This window comes from Microcoleus sp. LAD1_D3, assembly GCF_036702135.1.
Lineage (GTDB): Bacteria > Cyanobacteriota > Cyanobacteriia > Cyanobacteriales > Microcoleaceae > Microcoleus.
In genome coordinates this window covers 1-22,619 of record NZ_JAUBSB010000074.1, presented here as the reverse complement: position 1 = coordinate 22,619, position 22,619 = coordinate 1, and the positions used below count along the sequence as shown (strand labels likewise).

The following is a 22,619-nucleotide window of genomic DNA, read 5'->3' as shown; positions in this document are numbered from 1 at the left end:
GTGAATTATCTCAGTATACTCCAATTGTCTAACTTATGGCGGGAATGTCTAAGAAAATGTCGTCCTGGGAACTACTCCCGTCAAAGTCCCGTAGGCAAAAGTCAAGCCGTCTCCCCCTCAAGGAGAAGATTGCGAGTGCAAACCTCGTCGGGACTCCCAGGTTAGGTGGCTGAGTGGCTCAAAGCGTCGGTCTGCAAAACCGATTTTCGCGGGTTCAAATCCCGCCCTAACCTCTGTTCCCTATCAGAAATTAAAAATTAGAAATTAAAAGATTAAACTAACAGTCTTTTAATTGAATTTTTTAACTTTGAAAAGGAACGAAGCGAAAGTGACATTGCAGCGTAGCTTAATCGTAAAGCGCCAAGTTCATACCTTGGTCAATGCGGGTTCAAATCCCGCCGCTGCCACCACAAGCAGGGATGGTGTAACTGGCAACACTCTGGTCTCCAAAACCAGCATTCTGAGTTCAAATCTCAGTTCCTGTGCCAATTTATAGTGCTGTAGGCAAATGGTTTAAGCCGCTTGGTTTTCACCCAAGTGATTGCGGGTTCAACTCCCGTCAGCACTTCTCGTGGGTCGTTGGCAGAATGGTTTTGCAGCCGCCTTTTAAGCGGATGGATCGAGGTTCAATTCCTCGACGACCTACCAAAAATCCTATCTTGGGTCGGCCCTCCTATTGGCGTGGGTAGCTGTCTGTAAAACAGTAGCTTAAAGCGTTGCTGGTTCAATTCCAGCCCGACCCATTTGTAACTGCATTTAATCCGCAGTTGCAATCTTGAGAACGTGGTGTAGCCGGATAACATCTCAGTTAATAAAACTGAAGATTGAGGGTTCAAATCCCTCCGTTCTCGCTCGCTGAGGAGAGGTGGCCGAGAGGCTTAAGGCACCTGTTTGCTAAACAGAATCGGGTAAAACCGACGCAGGTTCAAATCCTGTCCTCTCCGTTGAAATTTCCCCCGATAGCTCAGTTGGTAGAGCGCTTGTCTGAAGAACAAGAGGTCGTCAGTTCGATACTGACTTGGGGGATTGCGTTGCCTTATAGCTCAATGGTAGAGCAAGCGGTTGTTAACCGCTAGGTTGTAGGTTCGAGTCCTACTGGGGCAGCCATTTTTTAAATTGCCGAGTGGACGAAAGGCAAGTCGCATGGCCCTGAACCATGAAGTTGCAGGTTCAACCCCTGCCTCGGCACCCAATCATGTACAAAGCATGACATTATTTAATCAACCCACTATTTAGGAACTGATTTATGACTCTTGATTACGTCGCTAACTTGCGAAAGGAATTACCAGAGCTTTTTGACGAAAGACAGCTTCCCGGAAATTGGGATGAGAACTGGATAGCCATACCTTTTGATGATGAAGTTGAGGAAATTCTAAATACTTCGGATGAGAGAAATGATTATGAGGATAATCTGGAGATACCTCGGCATCCTGAAATAGAAGATATTTTTCCTAATTTTGACAATAGTTTTGGTCAAAAAGTAGGTGGCAATACAGTTCCCGCCGATCTCCTTGCTTTTTACCTTCCATTTCATCTATTTCCCGATGATTGGGGTATTTATATTCTCGCGAGTGGAGTTCAATATCTAGCTCGAATTATCCGACTTCAATCCAAACTTGAACAAGCAGATGCCTTGCTGGTGAGTCGCTTGTTTCTTTATTACCATGAACTCTACCACCATAAAATCGAGATGTTTGTTACCAGGTTAGAAGTACCCCAGAGACAGCCCATTTACAAGACCCGAAAGCTTTTTCAAAATAAAACTAATTCAGAGCCTTGGCTAACTCTCAATTTCACTGAAGAAGCTCTGGCTAATGCGGATGCGTTTATGAGGACGGTCAATCACTTAGAGGCTATATCTCAAACTGGAGGATACCCCAAAGTTTCTACTGAAATAGTTGAACCTATTTTGGCAGAATTTATCCGTCAGAATCCCCCTGGTTATAACGAAGCATTAAACTATGATAGACCGCATCTTTTTAATTTTAAGCAAGGTGTATTAGCCGAACAAATTCAATTAGCAGCTTTTTCCGATAAAGGCACTACTGATTCCAGGATATGGTCGCTCTTCTTCAATGATGTCAATGATGAAAAATCTTACGGAGTAAACGAGAGAGTCTTTGTTGTCTTTGAGAGTAGCTCACAGCTAGTAAGATTCAATCCATTATTACCTCTATGTAAACCGAAACACTTGAAGAAAGTGCTTACTAAACTTGGCTGTGAGTGTAGTAGAAAAGGTAAGCATGAAATTTGGAAGAATAAAAATGGTACAACTCTTCCAGTTCCAGTGCATGGAGGTAAAGACATGGCCACTGGAACTGTGAAGAGCATTTTAGAGGCTGCAACAGGTAGACACTTATCTTATACTGACGTAAAAGAAATATTGAAGAATGAATTAGGATAATAAAAATTAAGGCTACCAATATCAAAATTGACGGATTGAACATTCATTCGGAAGTCGCCTAATTGGTATGGCACCGCTCTTTGAAAGCGGAATAATGCAGGTTCAAACCCTGCCTTCCGAGTTCTGCTTTTATAAGAGCAGTAATGATGATGCTCCTGTAGCCCAATTGGCAGAGGCCGCAATTTCAAAAATTGTGTTGTGTGAGTTCAAATCTCAATCCCGAGTACCAAATTTTCAACTAAGTTTCTACTTGCTCCTGTGGCGGAATTGGCAGACGCGGCAGACTTAAAATCTGTTTTATTTTGAGTGTGAGTTCGAGTCTCACCAGGAGCATGAACGGGATGTAATTCAGCGGCCAGAAGCCATGCTTTGGGAGCATGGAGTCGTTGGTTCAAATCCAACCATCCCGACTTTACCCCTGTGATGTAATTGGAAAACATCACTCGCTTAGAACGAGTGTTTTTTGCAGGTTCGAGGCCTGTCAGGGGTATGAGGTTTTATTAAATCTCAAATCTCAAATCTCAAATCTCAAATCGGTTTTGCCCCTGTAGCCCAATTGGTAGAGGCGCTAGATTTAGGATCTAGTTAGTGCTGGTTCGATGCCAGTCAGGGGTATTTGGTGACATCGCGGGTGAAGTAGCCACGGTAGGCTTGGAGGTCTCATAAGCCTCTTCATAGCAGGTTCAACTCCTGCCCCCGCCACCAAAAATGCAGGTGTGATGTAATTGGCAACATGAGGCTCTTGTAAAGCTTTCTTGCGAGTTCAAATCTCGCCATCTGCTGTGCTGGTGTAGCTCAATTAGGCAGAGCAACTGATTTGTAATCAGTCGGTTGTAGGTTCAATTCCTATCACCAGCCCCACAATTGCGGATATGGTGTAACGGTAGCATTCGAGTCTTCCAAACTCTAGGCACGAGTTCGAGCCTCGTTATCCGCTTGGGGAAACAAAAAGTTTGTTAAATCTCACATCTTGCACCATTCTTAAGAACAGGCAAGATGCCTGTTCCACAAGAAAATCTACTCTTTGTGGAACAGGCATCTTGCCTGTTCATAAAAGGCTTATTCACAAGGGTGCAACATCTCAGTTAAATCCAAAATTTCCAATCTCAAATCGGTTTGCGGGTGTGATGTAAAGGCTAGCATCTGAGTATGCCATTCTCAGCGCATGGGTTCGAGTCCCATCATCCGCTTTTGTAGTCCTGAGCTTCGATGGTAGAGCGTTTGCCTTACAAGCAGACGCGGGGTAATCTCCTGTCAGGACTACCAATTTATGGGAGTGTAGCTCAATGGATAGAGCGCCGCGCTTCGGACGCGGATGTTGTGGGTTCAAGTCCTGCCACTCTCGTTGTTTTTGCTTTAATTTAAGGAGGTTGATTCCATTGAATGGATAATTTTTTATATTAAGATCGATCGCCCTTTGCGTGTCCCAATCTTTGGAGCCTACATACTTTAGTACGAGAGGAAAGGTAACGCTGTCAAATTCAGCGGGCGTTTGAGAACGAGGAGTGCCATGAACCCGGCAGGTTGGCTTAAAGGTAGCCATCCTTTAAAGAGTGTGTAGTAACTCATCGGCGGAGTCCCTCTAGTAACTGAGAAAACGCAATGCTCTGATAACTTGCACGTCAAAGTGCGTGAAGCGCAGCTATCCCGTAGGGAATCGCACAAATCAACAAAAAATAGGGGAGTGTAACTCAACTGGATAGAGTGTCGAGCTTCTACCTCGAATGTTGTGGGTTCAAGTCCTACCGCTCCTGCTGTCTGGGGTTCGTAGCTTAATTGGTAAAGCATCTAACTGGCTGTTAGAAAGATATCGGTTCAAATCCGATCGCAATCCACCACACCAATTTTAGATTTTAGATTTTAGATTTCCTCCACAGGTGAATCTTTTACGGGGTCATTCGATTTTAGATTTTAGATTTTAGATTTTAGATTTACTCCACAGGTGAATCTTTTACGGGGTCATTCGATTTTAGATTTTAAATTTTAGATTTTAGATTTACTCCACAGGTGAATCTTTTAGCCGGGGTCATAGCTCAATTGGTAGAGCGTTTGCTTTGCACGCAAGAGGTTAGGAGTTCGCTCCTCCTTGACTCCACTTACGGTGTCTGAAGTCGAAGCGGTCGAGACGCTAGCCCGTGAAGCTAGTTATTAGCGGGTTCAAGCCCCGTCAGACACCCCTTGGAAGATGCCGCTAAATGGTTGGCAACCAGTCTTGAAAACTGGGGTACAGGTAACTGTAAGGGTTCGATTCCTTCATCTTCCTTTTAACCACCGGAAGTCGAAAAGCGAGACACCGTGCTGATAACGCGGGGATAGGAGGGGCAGTACCTCCTCGGTGGATTGCTGATGATTTTATATATAAATAAGGGAGAATTCTGGTTAATGTTTTCACGAGCTTTGCTATCATACAGCGAGCAAAATTATGGGGAGGTCGCCTAAGTGGAATGGCACCGTAAAAACTTTGGAAAAGCGGCTCCCAAAATGACGATCGGGTTTGTTGAGTAGGGTAAAAAGTTGCTTCGCGACGTTCCCTGAAAACGCAAACTGGCAGCGGGTTGCGGAGGCACTGAAAGGAATTAACAGTCCGAGATGGGGGCAGTTCTCATCTGCTTGCGGGCAGTAAGGAAGCGCGTTTCCTGAAAGTTGCTGTCGATCGATGCGGGTTCGAGTCCCGTCCTCTCCATTTCCAGTCCCTGTTGAAAAGTTCCAACCCGTGCCCTAACAGTTAAAGCATACATACTCGGCTGTTAACCGACTAAAACCAATGCTTTGCGTACTTGCACGGGTTGGTACCTGTGGAACCTCAGTGATCGTGGGGGTCTACATCGGGGTCATAGCTGCACGTTGGCCGCAGTCGGGTCATCAACTGCCTCAACAAAAAGCCATTACTGTTCCAGGCCGTATAAGGGCTAGCCCCTTGTCCCTTTAGGCACAAGGTTTGTCGGGCTTTGTTATGGCAGATATTCGCTAGCAGGCTGACGACTGACACTAAGCCGAGTTCATCGACAAGGGCTTCGAGTTCATGTTGAGTCACAAGCACACCTCCAGGGTTGACTATTCCTGAAATATACCATATAGTACCCTTCAAGGGTACTTTGAGTATACTAATAGTTACTGAACCTCAGTTTCGTCCACGAGGTTGTATTCCTTGACGGCCGCCATGACTAGCAGAGTGGACATAGGAACTCCTGTCTGCTGGGAGATTTTTCTCAGTTTTTCGTGCAAACGCTTGGGAACTGTGACTTTAATCACAGCAGTCTCTTCTTTGTCAGCCATTTCAAGCAGTCATGTTTAGTTGACACCAGCTTATCCTCTTTCGGAGTACCGATCGCACCTTGGTGCGATCGTCTGTAGGGATGCGGGCCCAGCGCGATAAAATGGCTGCTGCTGCGAAACTGTGCGCTAACAAATAAAAAGGTCGATCGCAAATCTCTAACCAAGGGAGCGATCGGATCTATTAGTTACATTCAGAAGCACGCAGTAACCAAACAACTTAATAAAAAAGGTGAAATATGCGAAAAGTAAAATAGTATGTTATACTATTCTAGATGCGGGAGTATAGCTCAGTTGGTTAGAGCAGGTGACTCTTAATCTCAAGGTCGAAGGTTCAAGTCCTTCTACTCCCATCCCCAATAACCTACTATTCACAAGGCTTTGAGACTTTAAACTGTCTCTAGTATGTCGTTTTTCGCTCACGATAGCAGCCAACGGCGGTAGCGGTTGGATTACAGTGAGTGTTTGCGTGGTCGGATTTTTAATGTCAATCGACCCGCCCGATCGATAAAAGTGCGATCGCCCAAGCTATTTTTAAACTAAATAACCACAGGAAATGGTGATTAGCTATGATGGCAAATCTCTCGGGGCGCTGCTATGGGCGCGATCGCGATTTAGGTGCGATCGCCGATTTAATCAATACTTGCGAAGAAGTCGATCGGCTGGATCAAGGCACTTCAATCTCCGAACTACAACAAGAATTTAACCAACCGTCCCTAGATGTAGCGCGCGATATCCGCCTTTGGGAAGATGCGGAGGAAAAATTAATCGGTTTTTCTCAGTTGTCCGTTTCTGAGCCTGGGGAAGTAATTGACGGTTGGCTGTGGTTTCGCGTCCACCCCGACGCGCGCGGAGGCGATGTGGAAGCAACGGCGATCGCCTGGGGTGAAGTGCGGATGCGCGAAGTGTCTGCGATGCGGGGCGGGCGCGTGAAGCTGCGAACCTACGCTCGCGCTGAGGATTGCGATCGCATTTCTGTGCTGGCAAGTTGCGGTTTTAAGGTCGATCGCTATTTTTGCCGAATGGCGCGATCGCTTTCTGAACCGATCCCAGAACCCCACTTCCCCGAAGGTTTCGCGCTGCGTCAGTTCCCCGGCGAACAGGATGCGGCAGCTTGGGTAGAAATGTTCAACCAGTCGTTTATCGATCACTGGAATCATCACGATTTAACGGTGGATAAATTTAAGCACGAGTTAGCTAAACCCAATTACAGAAATGATTTAGACTTGATTGCTGTTGCTGATGACGGCACATTTGTCAGTTTTTGTTACTGCGAGATTAGTGTGGAAGAGTGCGATCGTACCGGGCGCAATGAAGGCTGGATTGCTTGTCTCGGCACTCGGCGCGGCTTCCGCAAAATGGGATTGGGACGAGCGATGTTGCTCGCTGGTTTGCATCGACTGAAAGCTGCCGGTGTCGCTACTGCTATTGTCGGCGTCGATGCTGAAAATTCATCAGGTGCGATGGGACTTTACGAGTCTGCTGGCTTCCACAATATTCGCAACAGCATTTCCTATGTTAAGGATGTTTAATCGATGTTACAGTTCGCGATCGCGCTTTGACCCAAGAAACCCGGTTTTTTACCGGATCTGCGGGTAGCAACGAAACATTTTCCTGAAAAAACCCGGTTTCTCGCCACTCGTGTAAGTTTTATCTAAAAACCTTTTGCTACCCCCTTGACACATATGTAGTATATATGTAGTATGTAGATATGGAAAGCGCAGGACAAGCAAAAACCTGTATTTTTCGTGCAAATTCTGAACCTTGACAACTAAATATTGCTCAAAATTTCAACGAACATCAATTTGAAAGTCTTGTAATATAGACTCGATGGTCATGTTGTTACTTTATACGAGACTGTTCGGTTACAAACTGACTCGGCTAGAGTCAGATATTGTACGAAATCAGTCTAATTTCAACGAGTTTCATGCGGATTCAGAACAGACAAGTTCAGCCAGATTTGAATCAACCAAAAAGACTGAGGAAATCCGCAAGATCAAACAAGCTTATCATTTAGAACGGCGCTTCTTTCAGTAAAGATTATCAGATTTCGTGAATCTTTACCGACACTGGCAATTTGCTAAGTCTCACAAAAAGCCAAAGTCGAGAGCAGATAAGCTACTAATCCAAAATCCAAAATTGCTCTAGGAGGTATCGGTAATGGTTCACATTCGTTTTGAAGGACGTTCCTATGACGTGGCGGAAAACCAACTGGGTATCGCGGCAGGAATGAGCGACAAGGCTATTAAGGAACGTCTGGCAAATCATTTTGATGTCAAGGGATCTCGCTTCGAGTCTTACGTGATCGATCGCCGTCCCAGCGGCGATTTAATTGTCCGCCCCGAAGCGGTTTACGGCTAGAAATTCACTTAAAGCACGTATTAGGCAGCGCACCCCAACTAAAGAAGCTTACAAACTGGATACGTTCGACTTAAAATCGAATTGTAGGTTCGAGTCCTACTTGCCGTGAGGCTGAAACAAAGCTTCTCTGACTTGTGCGCTGCCTTTTATAGCTGAATTTTTTATATCTATCCGGCGCTTAAAAGTTCCACTTCGCGCCCCAACAAAGGAAGCTTACATACTAGCTCTTGATTGGGCATTTCTCTGAAAATAGAAGTCGCAGGTTCAACTCCTGCGTATGAACAACGGCTTTCTTAACTTGCGCGAAGTGACTTTTAATGCGATAAGACTTGGTTGTTAATTCAGGATAAGAATTAACAACCGTGTTGGGATTGAAGATTTAATCCTTCAAAAACCAATTAGATATTAGCCATGACAAATAATAAAACTATAATTTACCGATCGCCCAGCGAGATAGACAGTCTGATTCATGCCTTCCAAGAAGGCAACCTGTCGCGAAGTCAATGGACGCACGAAGCACATTTAACCGTTGCTCTGTGGTATCTGTGTTATGACTCGGAGCAAGAAGCGATAAATGCGATTCGCAATGGCATTAAACGTTACAACTCGGCTCAAGGAATGGAAACCACAAAAAACAGCGGGTATCACGAAACACTAACGCTGTTTTGGGTGCGAACTATTCGCGGGTATCTCGCCGATGAAAACCAAAATCGCTCGATCGTACATCTGGCTAACGGTTTGATTGCAAAATATGCCGATCGCAATTTACCATTTCGCTACTACACGCGCGATCGGCTGATGTCTTGGGAAGCCCGAAATAGCTGGGTTGAACCAGACTTGAGAGCGATCGAATTAGAAACAGTTTCCCTGAAATAGTTAATTTAAAATCGCAGTTTTTGCCGCGCCCCAATCGCGAGAGCTTACATACAGACCCTATTAGGTTTAGCCATAGGTTTACTAAAAAAAAGCTCCCCAAACTTGCGCGGTGATTTTTAAATTTCACTTGCTAGCGTGCAACAACTGCCAACCACCGATTTTGAATACTTCTCAAATCCAAAATCCAAAATCGAATAGGAAGGTAACACCAATGAATATGAATACAGCAGAGCGCGATTTGCGTTTGGAAATGCTCAACAGTCTGCTCACAACTCCGCACCGTCAATTAGAAAAAGTAGCAGAAATTCACAAGTTAATTATCGAATTAGACCCCATTTTTTACGGTCATTTAGCAGTGTGGTATCAACGTCACGGCGACGTGCGCGATCACAAGGAAGTTTTTGCCGGAAATTTGCTGACTTCGGCGCTGACGGAACACCGAGATGCCGGTTTTATGATGCTGCAAGAGTTCCCTCCCTACGAGGTTTCGCGGATTGTGGACTTTATGAAGCGGCACCAGAATAAGGTGCCCCGCAGCGCGCGCACTGCTGTCACTCGCTATCTGAAATCGCGGGAAAAGAATGCACAGTTTTTCGATCGCGCCGCCATCCGCAACCGCAAGGCGATGAAGCATTTGTACGCAACGCTGCACGTCAAGCCGAGCGATCGCGCTAATGCTATTCTGTTTAAAGACAATCCACCGGAAGACTCTCTGGCATTCGTTTTGAAGCAGTTAGCAAAGGCGGCGACACCTGCGGAACAGGCGAATTTGATTGTTGAGTACAAGATTCCGTATACGATCGCAGTTGGTGCGATCAGACAGCTAACGCCAACAGTTTTGGCCGCACTGATTAACTCGATGTCGCCGCAGGAAGTCATCAACAATTTGAAATCGATTCAGTCGCGCGGCGCGATGGATCACGCGGAAGTCAAGCAGTTGATTGACTCGAAGCTGGATGAAGCGGCAAAGTGCGATCGGGTTTCGGCTTACAAAGCGAGTGTTGCGGGCGCGGGCGCGAACTTCGACGCAGCAACGGCGGCGAAGCTGGAAGCGGTGACAAACGAACAGGTGAAGAAGCGCGGCAAGATTGCGAAAGCGACTGGTTTGTTGATTGACAAGTCGGGTTCGATGGAAAGTGCGATCGAAATAGGTAAGCGTCTAGCTGCGTTGATTTCCGGCATTTCCGACGCTGCACTGTTTGTCTACGCCTTTGACACGATGCCGTATCCAGTGCAAGCAAACGGCAGCGAATTGACAGACTGGGAACGCGCTTTCCAGCACATCCACGCTGGCGGCGGCACAAGTTGCGGTTGCGCGGTGGAAGCAATGCGGATTAAAAAGCAGGTAGTCGAGCAATTTATCATCGTAACAGATGAAGGCGAAAACTCTTCACCTTACTTCGTGGATGCTTATCCGAATTACTGCCGCAGTTTGGGGGTAATTCCTGATGTTGTGATTGTGCGAGTTGGTGCTTGGTGCGAATATGTCCACAAGCAATTAAAGGACAAACAAGTATCGGTAGAAACCTTTACATTTGCGGGTGATTATTACTCCTTACCGAATTTAGTGCCGATGTTGAGCCGTCCTTCGCGGCTGGAATTGTTGATGGAAATTCTGGACACGTCGCTGCCTGTGAGGGAGGATAAGTAAATAGTAGGGTGCTCCGTGGGCACCTTACTTATTTTTCGGGTATCATAGACCTGACGGGGTTGTCACCCTGTCAGGTAGCGCTCAATATTTAAATGCTCTATTATTTTGGCAAACACCTAATGAGCACAAAGAAACCTGAACCCAGACAAATAATTGATGAAAGTCCAAAGCGTCACCCCTACGGAGCAAAGGTTGGAATCATCTTGGATGTAGGAGATGAATTAGGCTTTAATGGTGAAGCGTGCCTCCTAGTTGATGATAAGTCTATTGTCCGTATATCACCATTACAAGATGAGAGCCAGTTGGGGAGACAACAGCCGCAAAAACTAGATGTATACGTGGAAGGATTTGCGACAGCGGCTGAAGCTGAACAGAAGGGATTAAAGCTCTCATTGGCTCTGCTATGGGAAGCCGTATCAAGGAAGCATCCACTTCGCCTTGATTATCATACTCCACGACCTTGTATGGTATACGATCGTACCCAAGAGAGCGGAAGTGGATGTATGGCAACGGCAAGTGCCACCGTGGTTATGAACAGCAGTAAAATGGTGGAGCTTGTCAACCAAATATTTTCAGCTAATATTGATGTTGATGAAAAACTCTTAGTATCAATGGAGCTGTTTGCATCTGCCAGACTCGAAACTACTGAGCGTGCTCGATTTGTTGGACTGGTCTCTTCCCTTGAACCACTCGCCCAGTCAGAAGCTTATGAGAACGCAGAACTTAAAGAGTTAGTCGATAGTTTTGTCGCTCAATTAGACAAAACTACCTCTATTCCAGACGAGATTAAATCGTCACTCAACGGTCGAATTAATGGCCTCAAGAAGGAATCTATTTCTCAAGCGATTAGGCGCCTTGTCAAGGAACATTTTCCTGAAAATCCAGATGCAGTTTCTACGGTTAAAGAAGCCTATGACATTCGGAGCAAAATTTTGCACCAAGGTGCTTTTGATGCAGATTTGGCTCAAAAGAGCAACGAGATTGAGGATATTATTAGGCAAATCTACTCTCGCATCCTCAAATTAGAGTTGTATGTTTGGCCAAACCAATAAGCAAGCGAAAGTCATATTATGTGGAGCAACCAGATCCCCTTGAGGCGGTGTTGGAGTTTCGGGAAAGAGTTAGAGAAAATTTAGGGGGAAGTTGAGATTTAATATCGCTGTTTACTCCCAAACATCTCCCTCAATATCCTCAAGCGACAACTTTTTAACTATTTTCAATTATTCTCTAGTTTGATCAATAATTTCTTGTAATTCTGGATTAGCGATGGATGACACTAATTTTGAATCCGCAGCAGCCAAAGCAGCGCGTAACTTTTCCGAAGTCAGTGCAGGATATTTCTCTAACACTTGCTGTTGAGTCCATCCCGCAGCAAAGAGCCCCAGCAAAAATTCTACAGACAATCGAGTTTCTGGCGCCGCTGGTTGACTTGTTGAAGCTTTCGGGTTTGGATGAATGAGCTTTCGCCAGTCCATTGTTTTACTTAAACGATTTGGGAAGATTCCGCCGATTATACTGCATTTGGACACAGTATAAACACGGGCATCGTTGACTGACTTTGTAACATGATACCGTAGGTCATACCATTTTAGATTTTAGATTTTAGATTTTAGATTGGGAATCACGGAGGGATTAAGGATTTGAAGCTTGGCTAGAGTCGCCTTTTTTGGGAACTGGTGTTATTTCCCGATTTTGCGATTAAATTGTTATTACGATCGCAGTACAGCACTTTCTTATAGGGTACAGTGATGGGGTAGCGACGGGACGATCGCCCTTTTTCCTTTTGTCCGTTTCAATACCAAACTGCGTTAGCGAAGCCCTCGAAGAGGATCGTACTAAATCTCAACCCACTGTCTAACGGACTCTGCAATCCACAATACAACTACTTTAACTTCTTAAAACTATGGGAAAAAAGTCGAAAGCCAAAAAATCCCAGGTCAAAAAATCCAGTTTGCTCTGCCAGCGACTCCAAGAAGCTCTCGATCGAGGCAGTAAAGTTTGGATTAAAACAAATAATAGCAGTTTCGGCGGCATCCCGATTAATTTGTTCGGGGAGTTTGCGGAACTTTTGGTGATAGTTCCCCCTAACGAACAGGCGGAAAATATCGATGCTTACGGACAAGTTACGTGGCTGATTCGACTCTCTGATATTATTGCACTTGCTTATCCCACTGAATATTGGTCTAAAGATAGATTAGAAAGTTTGCTGCCACCAGATGCAGTTACTTCCGAAGTAGGAGATTAACTGTAAGGTGCGCTGTGATAGCACCCTACTTTTAGCCAAATGGTAAGTGGAAGGTGCGCCGAAGAGCACTTTACACTTACCATTTTATAAGCTGTTTTACCAGCGAAAATATAAACAACTCCGACCGATTTTTATCAGTTTAATTATTCGTTGCAAGCTGAAAGCTTCACTTTACAACTGCCACCCTCTAGTTCGCTGCAAGCGGCGAGAGCTTGAGCTTCTGCTGCTGATTTGTCGTCACCCCAGCCCGCACCTGCTCCTCCTTCGCCTAATGCGATCGCTCCACAATTATCGGTATTATAGGTCAGCGCTTCGCAGTCGTCAGCACCTCCTGTTTCTTCATTGCAGGCGGCTACTGCTGCGTTTAGTGCTCCTCTCTGTGAATCATGATTCCAACTAATACCAGTGGCGCCAGAAGTCGCAGAATAAGCAGTAGCTCCATAGGTGGTCTGAGCTTTAGCTACCTGGGCGGACCCCCAAATAGGAAGTGTCAGACCTGTCACTACAACCAACTTAGAAAAAAGCTTTGGCAGCATATTTAATTGAGATATTTACAAGGTTAAAATTCTATCCTCGCTCAATATTATATTAGGATATTCATTCGTGTCAAGAGTGTTTACAATTCTTTGTCTTGGCTTTAATTAAAAGTGCGTTCTGTAAAATAAGTAAGATTACGGAGGTCAATTCAGTGGGAGATATTCGCAGAATTCTCAGCCAACTTGCGGCCCAAGAAGGGCAGCTACTCGATACCCAATTCCTGGCTCCCTGCGTGCGCGGGGGAAGCGTGGGGACAAGAATTAGCTCAATGGTTTATACTTTTCAACCGCAGCCGCGCAACTTTGAAGGATGGGCTATTTTTCAGCCTATTAATGAGAAAATTGCTGCGGTAATTGAGGAGCCGAGTTTGCCGCAAGTGGCCGAGTATTTGCAACTCCTTATCCCCGTTCGCTTGCACTTGGCTTACGTGCTGCAAGGGCAAACGTGGCTGGCTTATCCTGTTAACGAATCTGATGCTAAACAGCGCACGGGTGTAGCGAAACCAGTAGCAGTGCATTTAGTAACAGAAGGTTCGCAGTTTGAGCCGATTGTTGCGCGTTGGGACGGTCATTGTTTGTGGTTTGAAGAGATTGACAGGCGCGCCGATCCGCTGCCCTCTGAGAAGTTAAAAGCAGCTTTAAAAAAGTTGATTTTGCCTCAAGAAGTTCGCTTTAAAGGGATGACGCCGGAAATGCGAACAGTTTATGAATTGGTGTCCCGAAATATTAAAGATTTCGATCCGAAAGTGCGGGATCAACAGCGCTTGCAGCGGGCGCTAAAAATGGGCGGTGGTGAATTGCGGGATTTTTGCGATCGCGAAAATTATTGGCTGGTTGAATGGACTAGCGGGAGTGGAGAACACCACACTTCTGCGATCGCCAAAAATGACTTGACAGTTATGAGTGCGGGGATTTGTCTCAGCGGATTGGACAAAGATTTCGACTTGCATTCATTGGTTGGAGTCGTCGAAAATGGATAATTCTTGATTACCATGAGTATATTTTTTCACGAACAACTTTACAGAAGTGCCGCAGTGATGTCGCAGATCAAAAATTTCCCAGTAACGGTGTGTGGCGCGGGCGCTTTGGGTGCGAATATTACAGAAAGTCTGGCGCGATCGGGCTTTTGTCAGTTAAAAGTCATCGATCGCGATCGCATTGAGGAACGCAACCTTTCCACTCAACCCTATTATCGATCAGACATTGGCGCATTCAAAGCCAAAATTCTCGCCAACAACCTCTACCGCGCTTTGGGAGTCAGCATTGACGCGCACTCAAAAGAATTGACACCCGCAAATGCCGATCGGCTGCTGGCCAACAGCGCCACTGTCATCGATACTTTTGATAACAGTGTCGGGCGGCAAGCAATCAAGGATTACTGTGCCAGTGCCTCCCTTTCATGCGTGCACGTCGGATTAGCTGCCGATTACTCCGAAATAATTTGGAACCAACACTATCGGGTTCCTTCAGCGGCGAATGATGACGTTTGCGATTACCCGCTGGCGCGAAACTTGGTAATGCTGACGGTTGCAGTTGCCTGCGAAGTAATTGTTACCTTTGCTGCTACCAAACAGCAACAAAATTTAACTTGCACGATCGGAGATTTTGCAGTAAAGCCACTTATATTGTAGAATGTCGGTTGACTGTTGCCAGAAACCCGGTGAATCGAGATTGGTTGCCCCGCGCCCGTCCCAGAAATCCGGTTTCTCACCCTCGAAAGAGATCGTCAAACCTACAACATACGCTTGAGAAAATTAACAGGGAAACTATGTCCGAACAAGTTTGTACTGGTACTATTTCACTAGAATGCAAGCCAAAACCGCCGCCTGAGCCTAAGAAGCCGCCTGAGCCTAAGAAGCCGCAGCCGCCTTTTTTGACTTTACTAGCAGTTCTACTTCTATTGATTTTGACTGGCATCGGTGGCGGAGCATATACTGCTTCATCAAGTGACGCAATTTGCACGTCGCACGATGATTGCAACGAACCAGAAGTCAGACCCCATAAAAGGATTTTAAAACACGGCTCGAAAGGGCACGATGTGAAGAAACTGCAAAAGTTGTTGAACGCGCGGGGCTTGTCCCCACACCCGATCGCAATTGATGGCGTGTTCGGCCCGACAACTCTCACAGCAGTGAAGAAATTTCAGCGGCAAGCTCACCTTCATGTAGACGGAGTTGTGGGAGGCAAAACTTGGGACAGACTGTTTGCTAGTTTGTAACTTTAAGCACCCGACAGCAAAAGTTCCTAAGTCATCATTGCTAATCATTAATCGCTGCGGTTTGTAGTTGCACAGATAGCGCATTTTGTGCAACTACAGACACAGAAGCTTTAATTAATAATCAATCGCCTACTAGATTGCTAATGAATGAAGTTTTAGATTTTTGGTTTGGTCGATCGCACTCTCCTGAGTTTGGCAAAGTCCACAAGAAATGGTTTGAAAAAGATGCGGATTTTGATGCAGAAGTGCGATCGGGCTTTCTGCGGCAATACGAACTAGCCGCCACCGGTAAACTCGACTCATGGCAAGATTCCCCCGAAAGTTGCCTAGCATTAATTATACTGCTCGATCAATTTCCGCGCAATATGTTTCGCGGAACGCCCCAAGCATTCGCCACAGACAACAAAGCTTTAGCCACCGCCGAATACGCTATTAATCATAACTTCGATCGCGAATTGCTGACTGTACAAAAAATATTTGTTTATCTGCCTTTTGAACACAGCGAAAACTTAGAAAACCAGCAAAAATCTGTCGAACTATTTAGCCAACTCAGCGGCGAACCTGACAGCGATTTAGTCATTGAATACGCGATGCAGCATTTGGAAATAATCGAGCGTTTTGGGAGATTTCCCCATCGCAATCAAATTCTCGGACGCGAAACAACCCCCGAAGAAGCAGAGTTTTTGAGACAACCCGGTTCGGGATTTTAAAGGGCGATCGCCAAACCTCGATCGTTCTGATATATTTGAGGCTTGTAGAGGTGGTTTTAGCCCGCAATCAAAACCAACCGCAGACAATCTCTACAAAACCCGCCGCAACCCAGCGCATCTCAAATTGAATAGTGAAATTAGAAAAGAAGATAAATTCTTGATTCAACAAAAAGTATACGAGGGTGAAGAATTTATCGATCGCCCAATCGTCAGCCCCGATACTGCACCCGATAAATCCGGTTGTTCGCTTCCTCAGTAAATAGCAAACTCCCGTCAGGTAAAACCAGCAAACCAACAGGCCTCCCCCAAGTTGTCGGGCCAGACGGATCTGTGAGAAAACCAGTCAGAAAATCCTCATAATAACCTTGAGGGCGTCCGTTCGCCGCATTAAAAGGTACAAACACGATTTTATAACCAGTTCCAGCGTTCCGATTCCAACTGCCGCGAAACGCCACAAATGCCCCGTTGAGAAATCTTTTGGGAAACGTTTTGCCATCGTAAAACTGAAGCCCCAAAGCCGCCGAATGCGCCTGAAACAGCACGTCTGGCATTAATGTTTTAGCCGCTAAATCAGGTCGATCGCTATTACCGTTTCTGGCGTGGCGCGGGTCGAGCAAATTCGGCTTAAAATAAGTGTAAGGCCAGCCGTAAAACTCGCCTTGACGAATTCTTGTCAAGTAATCCGGCACCAAATCATCTCCCAAACCGTCGCGTTCGTTGACTGTTGTGTACAGTTGATTGGTTTTTGGGTGAAAATCCAATCCCACCGGATTTCGCAAACCGGAAGCAAAAATTTGCTGGTTCTTGCCGTCCAAATTCATCACTTGAACAGACGCCCTCGGCAGCGGTTCGACATCGGCATTAGACTGCGATCCAACTGATACGAAAAGCTTGCTATTGTCGGGGGCAACCACAACATTTCGCGTCCAGTGTTGGTTGTAGCCACCGCCCGGTAAATCGGCAATTTTTTGACCAGTACCGGTCAATTGTTCCTGCCCTTTTGTGTAGGGAAATCGGCGGACTTCAGCGGTATTTCCGAGGAAAAAATAGCGATCGGCAAAAGCCATGCCAAAAGGAATATTTAACCCGTTTTGGGCACTGGCAAAAGTTTTGCGAACCTCAGCAACCCCGTCGCCGTTGGCATCTCGCAACAGCGTAATCCGATTCTGCCGGGTTTCTGTTACCAAAACATCGCCTGTCGGCGTCACAGCTAGCCATCGGGGAGCGTCTAAATTGTCAGCAAAAACGTTGACGACAAAGCCAGGAGGCACTCGCAGCACTGGCGATGCGGGAATCGGTATTACTTGAGGAGGTTTTGAGGCGCTTTCGGTGGCTCCTGGCTGCGGCAAAGAAGTTGCAACAATACGGATTGGCTGCGGCGAAAGCGGTTTGGTCGGTACAATTTGATTTGTGCCAACATTTGCCTGCGGTGCACGGGAGGGAATTTGCGACAGGGGGCCGTTGTCGCCCACAGCAGGGGCGATCGCATCTGTAGCTCGATCGCACGCAATCATCGGCAACAGCAGAATTAGCAGCAAGAAACGCAGGTAATACATAGCAGCGATTTCTCCACAATTGCTGGACAATTCTATTATTGTAACTGCTATTCAACAGCTAAGCCACCGCCGGCGCGGTGGCTTAATTCCATTTACTGATACCAGTTGTACAAAACAATGCAACTGTAGGCCTGTGCTCCAAACTTTGAGCTCGATCAGTCAATCGATTTTCGATTTTAGATTTTAGATTTTAGATTGAAGAAAGCGACGCGACTGATAACTCCGAGGGCTTGCGATCCGGATTCGAGCTTTTTTCTCGCTCCACGAATGAATCACGGGGCTTGTGACCACATTGCTTTTGGTGATTCGCAATTCTCTAATCGAAAATCTAAAATCTAAAATGGTATAACCTAGGTCTACCAAAGTCCTCTCACAGGAGCCGGACGGGGAGCCGGAGCCGGAATTGGACGGGGAGCCGGAATCGGAGCCGGAGCCGGAGCCGGACGAGGAGCCGGACGCGGTGGCGGTTCTGGCGCCGGACGCGGTGCCGGTGCTGGGGTTGCGGGACGAGCAACCGTTGTGGCTACAACCTTATAATCGGGGATCACCGCGATATTTTGTATCTGAGAGCCGGCGACGGTGGCTCTGACTTTCATTCCCGGTACCAGGCCAATAATTCTCAGGACGCATCTTTGAATCCTGAGAGTCCTGTACGGCGCGCTTTCTTCGCGAATAGTTACTACATCGCCGACAATACTTTTGACAAAACCGACAATGGTTGTAGTGTTTGCTGTTGTGGTGGTCTGCGTTTGGGCTATTTGAGTTGCAGGGTTAGCCATCGCAGGATTTACTGAGACCGCCGAAATTACCACCGACAGTGTTGCACCTGTCAATAATTTGATGTTCTGAAGACGCATTGAAACCTCACATTAACTGCTATTCAGGGTCGGGTTTGCTTCCGCTGCACGAAAGTCCCAACCTCTATACCTAATCCAGTTTAATCCCCAGAGTAGGAAATTTATGACAATCTCAAAAAAAGATTATCGAACAAGTATTGAAAGACTAAATTTTACATCATAAGTTCCCGATTTACAACAAGTTCAGCGGTTTGCATCTCTAGAGTGTTGCCGTGATATATTGAGTTTATTCGATCGACCGTTGCAGTTTTTTTCCGCAGACCTAACTGTTGCTGGGAGTAACTCTACCTAAAGACAGATTGTGCTTGCCGGATACAGCAGCGCCATAGTTTGAATACTTAATCGCCAGTCGGTTATGGCTAACAAATCAAATTAGTCGGAGGTAAGATTTAATCATGTTCTTGGAATATTTACGCATAAACCGGGTTTGATCACGACATTCTATTGCGTAATTCCACTGAGCCTCTTATAAAAACCTTGTGGTTTTAGTCTTCTTGCCTAAGCTTTGTGTTGAGTTACAAGTTATCAGTGGTGGAATTTTACCTAAAAACTGTGCAGCGCAGTTGCCGTCAAAAAGCCATCTCAAAATTTTGTGATCGGGTGCGGTTGGCGGATAATTAGATAGGAACTTTGTAGGAACTGCTGGTGAGGAGTTTAGCGAACAAAACAATGGTGAAGAGCAAATTTTTGTTTAACAAGTTAATTGTACTGAGCTTGAGTGCAGCCGCGCTGTCGGTGGGCCTACAGCAGCACGCCACTGCCGAACTGGTGGCTAATTCAAGTAATAGTGCGATCGCAGCGCAGCGGCCCACATCCGAGACAAAATTGCCGAATCTCGGAACGCCAGAACTGCCGCCCTTGGGAGAACCATTTCGTTATATTCCCCAGGAACCAAAGCCTGCGGTAAATCCTATTGAGGAAGTGCGTTTAGTGCTGAAATTGCGAGAACGCCGCGTCTATGTTTACCGACAAAATAAGGTGCAAACCAGTTTCCCGGTTGCTGTGGGAAAAGGCGGGTGGGAAACTCCTACAGGCAATTTTAAAGTTATGCAAATGATCAAAGATCCAGTTTGGCAAAATCCTTGGACAGGAGAACTTATTCCTGCTGGACCAGACAACCCATTAGGGAGTAGGTGGATGGGGTTTTGGACGGATGGCAAAAATGTGATTGGTTTTCATGGTACTCCGAATCCAGAGTCGATCGGGGGGGCGGCTTCTCACGGCTGCGTCAGAATGTTTGACAAAGATGCACAGGCTTTATTTGAAAAAGTCGCAGTTGGCACACCGGTGATAGTTGAGCATTAATTATTTGGAGGTTGGGGTGCATAAAAATATCCAGGAACAGGCAATATGCCTGTTCCACAAAAATTAAATTTTCTTGTGGGTGGGCAGGAGAACCCGCCCATGAAATACTGATTGATAATGGTGATTTTCGGTGAGTTAGAACTTACATCTTAAACCTCTGTCAGCCACAGGCTTTGCGGCCTGTTCCACAACAAAGATTTAAATAGATTGCTGATATTTTTCCAGCAACTCCGGGATGTAATCGTAGCCATCAACACCGATCGCCGGAATGATATTCGCTCGACTTTTAGCCAAAGCTTGTTTAAAAGATTCCGCCCCCATTTGGCCCCGCAAAATTGTCAACAAACCAGCCGATTGACGCCACTCCATCGCCCCAATTTGCTCCAAAGTATACATCCCCAAACTGCCTGCAAATATCGCTTTTTCTAGTGAGTTGGTTCTGTAATAAGCTTGAGCCAAGTAAGCCAAATTCAGACCTTGCAAATATAAATCCCCTGAAAATTGAGCCGCTTGCCAACCTTTGAGCAAATATTCGATCGCAGCTTCCGCATTTTCTAGGGCGATTTTAGCAATACCGAGACTGCTGGAACAAAAAGCTTGACTTTGGCGATCGCCCAATTTTTCCGATAGTAACAAACCTTGTTCCAAATAACCGATCGCACTCTCATAAACCTCCGGTTCCACCTCCTCCAACTGCCGCGCTTGAAACACTTCGCTGTAACCCAAATTAGCCAGAGCATTTGCCTCGCCTTGTCGCTCTCCCGCTTGTCGTGCCATAATTAAAGCCCGCTGGCTGTAATTAATCGCTTCCTGATAATTTTTTTGAGCAACATAGTTACGGCTGATGTGATTGAGATTGGCAACTTCGCAAGCTTTGTCTCCTTCGGTACGGGCAATTTCCAGCGCTTGCTTGTGCAGCAAGATCGATCGCTCATAGGCCCCAGCCGCCTGCATCGAATAACCCAAAAGCGTCAGAATCCGAGCTTTCGCTTGAGTGCCTTCAACTCGCCGCAGCGGTTCGTCTAAATAATCCAAAGTATGTCGCAGGGCTTTACCATCAAACGAAGCAAAAATTCCCCCGTAAAGCGGAAAGTATTCTCGCTGAGAAAAAGCGCGCAAAATTTGCAAAGTTACTTGAAAACAAGCATTTGCCAACTGCTCCCCGCTCTTGGTAGAATTATTAAACCCACTAGCTAGCTGACTCCAAATTACCGCAAAAGTAATATAAGTAGAAATTGAAGCTTTTGTTGACACTTTGGAATCATAAACTTGCTTATCAAACCATGTCGCCAACGCCCGCTGCAAGCACTGCAAAATAATCGCGACTTCCACCAATATGCCTAAATCTAAATTCGATTGCTGGGCTGCGAATTGAACTACAGATTCACCGAGCGCAATAGTATTCAACAGAGCCTGGGGAAAGGGACTATTAACTTTTTTTGCCCAAAAAGCCCAAGGCCCATTTTGTTCCGGACTACCGGCAAATCCTAGCTGCTGCGGCTGATAAATCCAGCCCACAAGTTCCGGTTCCAAACGCTGCCAAGATTCTAAACCTTTGGCGATGCCGGCGGTGATTTGCTGCAAATCTTGTTCGGTTTCGGGATTGGCAGTTTGCAGCATTTGTTGGTGCAGAGATTTGGCTAATTGCTGCAATTGAGCCAGAGTCAGCGGATGTTCTTTATTCGGATCGATTACTTGCAATAATGCCAGGAGGCGGGCGTTAGATTCGGCACTAACTATTTGTTGAATTGAGGAAGCAATTGCGCGATCGACGCGGTTATCTTTCTGCCAGCGTTCCCATTCTCCTTGGATGGTTTTGAGAGCTCTGAGGCTGCGATTTGCCTTTGCTTGTTTGATTTCGTCTTTTTCATTTCTGAGTTGATTTTCGGCGGCATCAAGGCGTTCGCCGAAACAGCGTTCAAAGATTTCGCCAGTACCAGTGCTAATGTCTTGCACCAGCATTTGATAAACTTGTTCTTTGGAGCGAATTTGACCTTTGAGGGTGATTTCGACAATTTTGTCGATTAGGGCTAGGTAGCGATCGCGCAATGAGGTAGATTCAGGCATAAGTTATTTTTAGTTAATAAATTTTTATGGACAGCGCTTGCAGCTTGCACCATTTCATGCTGCTACTTAATTTTACAGCTCATCCTGATTAATGCCCATTGCTCGCAGGCGATCGGCTAAACGATTTGCTCGCTGACTTTCTGATTCAGCTCGCTGGCTTTCTGATTCGGCTCGCTGCCTTTCAAACTCCTCTGGAGTCAGAACCCAATCGCCACTAGCATTGTACCAGCGCAGCCACAACCTCGAACAACCTTGATAACAACCTTCCCACAAACCTATACCTAATTCTAATTCCGGTATCCAGAATCTGGGTTCGGTTAAAACTTGTTCGCGGTAACGATTGCCAATCAAGCGAAATATTCTCAGTTGATTGTTGTACCGACTAAAAACAAAGTAGTAAGGAATCTGCAAAATCTGTTCGTAAAGTCGCCACTTAGTAGGCGGTTTATTTGGTGTTTCTTCTGTGATTCCTAAATCCTCATCTGGGAGCATCCCACTTTGGCGATCAGTATAAATACTCAGGCAATTGTCTGGCTAAGCTGATGGCATAATAGAAAGCA

At 46.0% G+C, this 22,619-nt stretch carries 21 protein-coding genes and 30 tRNA genes; 42 read left to right on the top strand and 9 right to left on the bottom strand.

From position 1 onward, the window contains the following. Window positions 1–84 precede the first annotated feature (84 nt). From QUA74_RS26340 to QUA74_RS26200, 29 genes are all read left to right on the top strand, one after another. Window positions 85–159 (top strand) — tRNA-Glu (locus QUA74_RS26340). Next, window positions 160–233, top strand: a tRNA-Cys gene (locus tag QUA74_RS26335). A gap of 102 nt (window positions 234–335) precedes the next feature. Then, window positions 336–410 (top strand) — tRNA-Met (locus QUA74_RS26330). A 3-nt stretch (window positions 411–413) separates the two neighbouring features. Continuing rightward, window positions 414–488, top strand: a tRNA-Trp gene (locus QUA74_RS26325). 6 nt (window positions 489–494) lie between these two features. After that, window positions 495–568, top strand: a tRNA-Glu gene (locus QUA74_RS26320). A gap of 5 nt (window positions 569–573) precedes the next feature. Next, a tRNA-Lys gene (locus QUA74_RS26315) sits at window positions 574–648 on the top strand. A gap of 13 nt (window positions 649–661) precedes the next feature. Then, window positions 662–743: transfer RNA gene (locus QUA74_RS26310), tRNA-Tyr, on the top strand. A gap of 34 nt (window positions 744–777) precedes the next feature. Then, window positions 778–851, top strand: a tRNA-Tyr gene (locus QUA74_RS26305). 8 nt (window positions 852–859) lie between these two features. After that, window positions 860–944: transfer RNA gene (locus tag QUA74_RS26300), tRNA-Ser, on the top strand. 9 nt (window positions 945–953) lie between these two features. After that, a tRNA-Phe gene (locus tag QUA74_RS26295) sits at window positions 954–1,026 on the top strand. A gap of 6 nt (window positions 1,027–1,032) precedes the next feature. Beyond that, window positions 1,033–1,107, top strand: a tRNA-Asn gene (locus QUA74_RS26290). Between the two features lie 10 nt (window positions 1,108–1,117). Then, a tRNA-Gln gene (locus QUA74_RS26285) sits at window positions 1,118–1,192 on the top strand. A 54-nt stretch (window positions 1,193–1,246) separates the two neighbouring features. After that, a complete protein-coding gene (locus QUA74_RS26280; RefSeq protein WP_333334863.1) occupies window positions 1,247–2,404 on the top strand; it encodes a type II toxin-antitoxin system HicA family toxin in 1,158 nt (385 codons plus the stop codon). 47 nt (window positions 2,405–2,451) lie between these two features. Further along, window positions 2,452–2,525, top strand: a tRNA-Gln gene (locus tag QUA74_RS26275). Between the two features lie 36 nt (window positions 2,526–2,561). After that, window positions 2,562–2,633 (top strand) — tRNA-Leu (locus QUA74_RS26270). A gap of 23 nt (window positions 2,634–2,656) precedes the next feature. After that, window positions 2,657–2,737 (top strand) — tRNA-Leu (locus tag QUA74_RS26265). Between the two features lie 4 nt (window positions 2,738–2,741). Continuing rightward, window positions 2,742–2,814 (top strand) — tRNA-Pro (locus QUA74_RS26260). Window positions 2,815–2,945: 131 nt separating this feature from the next. Beyond that, window positions 2,946–3,019, top strand: a tRNA-Leu gene (locus QUA74_RS26255). Window positions 3,020–3,114: 95 nt separating this feature from the next. Next, window positions 3,115–3,186 (top strand) — tRNA-Thr (locus QUA74_RS26250). Window positions 3,187–3,188: 2 nt separating this feature from the next. Continuing rightward, window positions 3,189–3,265: transfer RNA gene (locus QUA74_RS26245), tRNA-Thr, on the top strand. Window positions 3,266–3,270: 5 nt separating this feature from the next. Next, window positions 3,271–3,341: transfer RNA gene (locus QUA74_RS26240), tRNA-Gly, on the top strand. Window positions 3,342–3,522: 181 nt separating this feature from the next. Next, window positions 3,523–3,594, top strand: a tRNA-Gly gene (locus QUA74_RS26235). A gap of 5 nt (window positions 3,595–3,599) precedes the next feature. Continuing rightward, window positions 3,600–3,670: transfer RNA gene (locus QUA74_RS26230), tRNA-Val, on the top strand. A gap of 6 nt (window positions 3,671–3,676) precedes the next feature. Next, window positions 3,677–3,749: transfer RNA gene (locus QUA74_RS26225), tRNA-Arg, on the top strand. A 335-nt stretch (window positions 3,750–4,084) separates the two neighbouring features. Next, window positions 4,085–4,158 (top strand) — tRNA-Arg (locus QUA74_RS26220). Window positions 4,159–4,165: 7 nt separating this feature from the next. Then, window positions 4,166–4,242 (top strand) — tRNA-Ala (locus QUA74_RS26215). Window positions 4,243–4,426: 184 nt separating this feature from the next. Then, a tRNA-Ala gene (locus QUA74_RS26210) sits at window positions 4,427–4,499 on the top strand. Window positions 4,500–4,505: 6 nt separating this feature from the next. After that, window positions 4,506–4,580: transfer RNA gene (locus tag QUA74_RS26205), tRNA-His, on the top strand. 4 nt (window positions 4,581–4,584) lie between these two features. Further along, window positions 4,585–4,667 (top strand) — tRNA-Ser (locus QUA74_RS26200). A 313-nt stretch (window positions 4,668–4,980) separates the two neighbouring features. Here the strand turns inward: QUA74_RS26200 and QUA74_RS26195 are convergent. The 3 genes from QUA74_RS26195 to QUA74_RS26185 all read right to left on the bottom strand — a co-directional run bounded on the left by QUA74_RS26195 (window position 4,981) and on the right by QUA74_RS26185 (window position 5,680). Continuing rightward, window positions 4,981–5,142 carry a hypothetical protein gene (locus QUA74_RS26195; RefSeq protein ID WP_333334861.1) on the bottom strand — a complete coding sequence of 54 codons (162 nt, stop codon included), beginning with the start codon at window positions 5,140–5,142 and terminating at the stop codon, window positions 4,981–4,983. A gap of 65 nt (window positions 5,143–5,207) precedes the next feature. After that, window positions 5,208–5,438 carry a hypothetical protein gene (locus QUA74_RS26190; RefSeq protein ID WP_333334859.1) on the bottom strand — a complete coding sequence of 77 codons (231 nt, stop codon included), beginning with the start codon at window positions 5,436–5,438 and terminating at the stop codon, window positions 5,208–5,210. Window positions 5,439–5,515: 77 nt separating this feature from the next. After that, on the bottom strand, window positions 5,516–5,680 hold the full coding sequence (locus tag QUA74_RS26185) for a ribbon-helix-helix domain-containing protein (protein ID WP_333334857.1): 165 nt from the start codon (window positions 5,678–5,680) through the stop codon (window positions 5,516–5,518). A 276-nt stretch (window positions 5,681–5,956) separates the two neighbouring features. Here QUA74_RS26185 and QUA74_RS26180 point away from each other — a divergent pair. The 7 genes from QUA74_RS26180 to QUA74_RS26150 all read left to right on the top strand — a co-directional run bounded on the left by QUA74_RS26180 (window position 5,957) and on the right by QUA74_RS26150 (window position 11,617). Beyond that, window positions 5,957–6,030, top strand: a tRNA-Lys gene (locus QUA74_RS26180). Window positions 6,031–6,246: 216 nt separating this feature from the next. Next, window positions 6,247–7,209: a GNAT family N-acetyltransferase gene (locus tag QUA74_RS26175; protein ID WP_333334855.1), complete on the top strand. Its 963-nt coding sequence runs from the start codon at window positions 6,247–6,249 to the stop codon at window positions 7,207–7,209. Window positions 7,210–7,837: 628 nt separating this feature from the next. After that, entirely contained in the window at window positions 7,838–8,038 is a 201-nt protein-coding gene (locus tag QUA74_RS26170) for a hypothetical protein (RefSeq protein ID WP_333334853.1), read from the top strand. Next, window positions 8,031–8,146: transfer RNA gene (locus tag QUA74_RS26165), tRNA-Ser, on the top strand. The genes QUA74_RS26170 and QUA74_RS26165 overlap by 8 nt, the downstream gene beginning before the upstream one ends. Window positions 8,147–8,449: 303 nt before the next feature. Next, entirely contained in the window at window positions 8,450–8,914 is a 465-nt protein-coding gene (locus tag QUA74_RS26160) for a hypothetical protein (RefSeq protein ID WP_333334851.1), read from the top strand. 211 nt (window positions 8,915–9,125) lie between these two features. Beyond that, window positions 9,126–10,565, top strand: a complete 1,440-nt coding sequence (locus tag QUA74_RS26155; RefSeq protein WP_333334848.1) for a hypothetical protein — start codon at window positions 9,126–9,128, stop codon at window positions 10,563–10,565. Window positions 10,566–10,684: 119 nt separating this feature from the next. Then, window positions 10,685–11,617 carry a hypothetical protein gene (locus QUA74_RS26150; protein ID WP_333334846.1) on the top strand — a complete coding sequence of 311 codons (933 nt, stop codon included), beginning with the start codon at window positions 10,685–10,687 and terminating at the stop codon, window positions 11,615–11,617. A gap of 168 nt (window positions 11,618–11,785) precedes the next feature. Here QUA74_RS26150 and QUA74_RS26145 read toward each other — a convergent pair whose 3' ends face one another. Continuing rightward, window positions 11,786–12,040: a DUF433 domain-containing protein gene (locus tag QUA74_RS26145; protein ID WP_333334844.1), complete on the bottom strand. Its 255-nt coding sequence runs from the start codon at window positions 12,038–12,040 to the stop codon at window positions 11,786–11,788. Window positions 12,041–12,468: 428 nt separating this feature from the next. Between QUA74_RS26145 and QUA74_RS26140 the strand changes: the two genes are divergently transcribed. Then, window positions 12,469–12,810 (top strand): hypothetical protein, encoded by a 342-nt coding sequence (locus QUA74_RS26140; RefSeq protein WP_015174354.1) that lies wholly within the window; start codon window positions 12,469–12,471, stop codon window positions 12,808–12,810. Between the two features lie 143 nt (window positions 12,811–12,953). Here the strand turns inward: QUA74_RS26140 and QUA74_RS26135 are convergent, their stop codons facing one another. Continuing rightward, complete coding sequence (locus QUA74_RS26135; RefSeq protein ID WP_333334843.1) at window positions 12,954–13,346, bottom strand: DUF4189 domain-containing protein; 393 nt, start codon at window positions 13,344–13,346, stop codon at window positions 12,954–12,956. A 152-nt stretch (window positions 13,347–13,498) separates the two neighbouring features. Here QUA74_RS26135 and QUA74_RS26130 point away from each other — a divergent pair, with 152 nt between their 5' ends. The 4 genes from QUA74_RS26130 to QUA74_RS26115 all read left to right on the top strand — a co-directional run bounded on the left by QUA74_RS26130 (window position 13,499) and on the right by QUA74_RS26115 (window position 16,274). Continuing rightward, on the top strand, window positions 13,499–14,326 hold the full coding sequence (locus tag QUA74_RS26130; RefSeq protein ID WP_333334841.1) for a hypothetical protein: 828 nt from the start codon (window positions 13,499–13,501) through the stop codon (window positions 14,324–14,326). Between the two features lie 12 nt (window positions 14,327–14,338). Further along, the gene (locus QUA74_RS26125; RefSeq protein ID WP_333334839.1) at window positions 14,339–14,977 is read left to right on the top strand and encodes a ThiF family adenylyltransferase; all 639 of its coding nucleotides are present in this window, start codon (window positions 14,339–14,341) and stop codon (window positions 14,975–14,977) included. 137 nt (window positions 14,978–15,114) lie between these two features. Then, on the top strand, window positions 15,115–15,564 hold the full coding sequence (locus QUA74_RS26120; RefSeq protein ID WP_333334838.1) for a peptidoglycan-binding domain-containing protein: 450 nt from the start codon (window positions 15,115–15,117) through the stop codon (window positions 15,562–15,564). A gap of 143 nt (window positions 15,565–15,707) precedes the next feature. Next, complete coding sequence (locus tag QUA74_RS26115) at window positions 15,708–16,274, top strand: DUF924 family protein (protein WP_333334836.1); 567 nt, start codon at window positions 15,708–15,710, stop codon at window positions 16,272–16,274. 209 nt (window positions 16,275–16,483) lie between these two features. Here the strand turns inward: QUA74_RS26115 and QUA74_RS26110 are convergent, their stop codons facing one another. Together QUA74_RS26110 and QUA74_RS26105 are read right to left on the bottom strand one after the other, a co-directional pair. Further along, a complete protein-coding gene (locus tag QUA74_RS26110) occupies window positions 16,484–17,830 on the bottom strand; it encodes a sorbosone dehydrogenase family protein (protein WP_333334834.1) in 1,347 nt (448 codons plus the stop codon). Between the two features lie 356 nt (window positions 17,831–18,186). Then, on the bottom strand, window positions 18,187–18,687 hold the full coding sequence (locus QUA74_RS26105) for an autotransporter (RefSeq protein ID WP_333227542.1): 501 nt from the start codon (window positions 18,685–18,687) through the stop codon (window positions 18,187–18,189). A gap of 669 nt (window positions 18,688–19,356) precedes the next feature. On the opposite strand from QUA74_RS26105, the gene QUA74_RS26100 reads away from it, so the two are divergent. Continuing rightward, window positions 19,357–19,992, top strand: coding sequence for a L,D-transpeptidase (locus tag QUA74_RS26100; protein WP_333334832.1), 636 nt, complete (start codon window positions 19,357–19,359; stop codon window positions 19,990–19,992). 198 nt (window positions 19,993–20,190) lie between these two features. On the opposite strand, the gene QUA74_RS26095 is transcribed toward QUA74_RS26100, so the two are convergent. After that, the gene (locus QUA74_RS26095) at window positions 20,191–22,059 is read right to left on the bottom strand and encodes a tetratricopeptide repeat protein (protein ID WP_333334830.1); all 1,869 of its coding nucleotides are present in this window, start codon (window positions 22,057–22,059) and stop codon (window positions 20,191–20,193) included. Window positions 22,060–22,131: 72 nt separating this feature from the next. Further along, window positions 22,132–22,551 carry a Uma2 family endonuclease gene (locus QUA74_RS26090; protein ID WP_333334828.1) on the bottom strand — a complete coding sequence of 140 codons (420 nt, stop codon included), beginning with the start codon at window positions 22,549–22,551 and terminating at the stop codon, window positions 22,132–22,134. Window positions 22,552–22,619: the final 68 nt, after the last annotated feature.

Excerpts from the sequence above, each read along its gene's own strand:
- QUA74_RS26110 (WP_333334834.1), bottom strand. The coding sequence starts at position 17,830 with ATGTATTACCTGCGTTTCTTGCTGCTAATTCTGCTGTTGCCGATGATT.
- QUA74_RS26140 (WP_015174354.1), top strand. The coding sequence starts at position 12,469 with ATGGGAAAAAAGTCGAAAGCCAAAAAATCCCAGGTCAAAAAATCCAGT.
- QUA74_RS26280 (WP_333334863.1), top strand. The coding sequence starts at position 1,247 with ATGACTCTTGATTACGTCGCTAACTTGCGAAAGGAATTACCAGAGCTT.
- QUA74_RS26155 (WP_333334848.1), top strand. The coding sequence starts at position 9,126 with ATGAATATGAATACAGCAGAGCGCGATTTGCGTTTGGAAATGCTCAAC.
- QUA74_RS26095 (WP_333334830.1), bottom strand. The coding sequence starts at position 22,059 with ATGCCTGAATCTACCTCATTGCGCGATCGCTACCTAGCCCTAATCGAC.
- QUA74_RS26160 (WP_333334851.1), top strand. The coding sequence starts at position 8,450 with ATGACAAATAATAAAACTATAATTTACCGATCGCCCAGCGAGATAGAC.
- QUA74_RS26125 (WP_333334839.1), top strand. The coding sequence starts at position 14,339 with ATGAGTATATTTTTTCACGAACAACTTTACAGAAGTGCCGCAGTGATG.
- QUA74_RS26115 (WP_333334836.1), top strand. The coding sequence starts at position 15,708 with ATGAATGAAGTTTTAGATTTTTGGTTTGGTCGATCGCACTCTCCTGAG.
- QUA74_RS26195 (WP_333334861.1), bottom strand. The coding sequence starts at position 5,142 with ATGTATGCTTTAACTGTTAGGGCACGGGTTGGAACTTTTCAACAGGGA.
- QUA74_RS26135 (WP_333334843.1), bottom strand. The coding sequence starts at position 13,346 with ATGCTGCCAAAGCTTTTTTCTAAGTTGGTTGTAGTGACAGGTCTGACA.
- QUA74_RS26170 (WP_333334853.1), top strand. The coding sequence starts at position 7,838 with ATGGTTCACATTCGTTTTGAAGGACGTTCCTATGACGTGGCGGAAAAC.
- QUA74_RS26150 (WP_333334846.1), top strand. The coding sequence starts at position 10,685 with ATGAGCACAAAGAAACCTGAACCCAGACAAATAATTGATGAAAGTCCA.
- QUA74_RS26185 (WP_333334857.1), bottom strand. The coding sequence starts at position 5,680 with ATGGCTGACAAAGAAGAGACTGCTGTGATTAAAGTCACAGTTCCCAAG.
- QUA74_RS26120 (WP_333334838.1), top strand. The coding sequence starts at position 15,115 with ATGTCCGAACAAGTTTGTACTGGTACTATTTCACTAGAATGCAAGCCA.
- QUA74_RS26105 (WP_333227542.1), bottom strand. The coding sequence starts at position 18,687 with ATGCGTCTTCAGAACATCAAATTATTGACAGGTGCAACACTGTCGGTG.
- QUA74_RS26100 (WP_333334832.1), top strand. The coding sequence starts at position 19,357 with ATGGTGAAGAGCAAATTTTTGTTTAACAAGTTAATTGTACTGAGCTTG.
- QUA74_RS26090 (WP_333334828.1), bottom strand. The coding sequence starts at position 22,551 with ATGCTCCCAGATGAGGATTTAGGAATCACAGAAGAAACACCAAATAAA.
- QUA74_RS26175 (WP_333334855.1), top strand. The coding sequence starts at position 6,247 with ATGATGGCAAATCTCTCGGGGCGCTGCTATGGGCGCGATCGCGATTTA.
- QUA74_RS26145 (WP_333334844.1), bottom strand. The coding sequence starts at position 12,040 with ATGGACTGGCGAAAGCTCATTCATCCAAACCCGAAAGCTTCAACAAGT.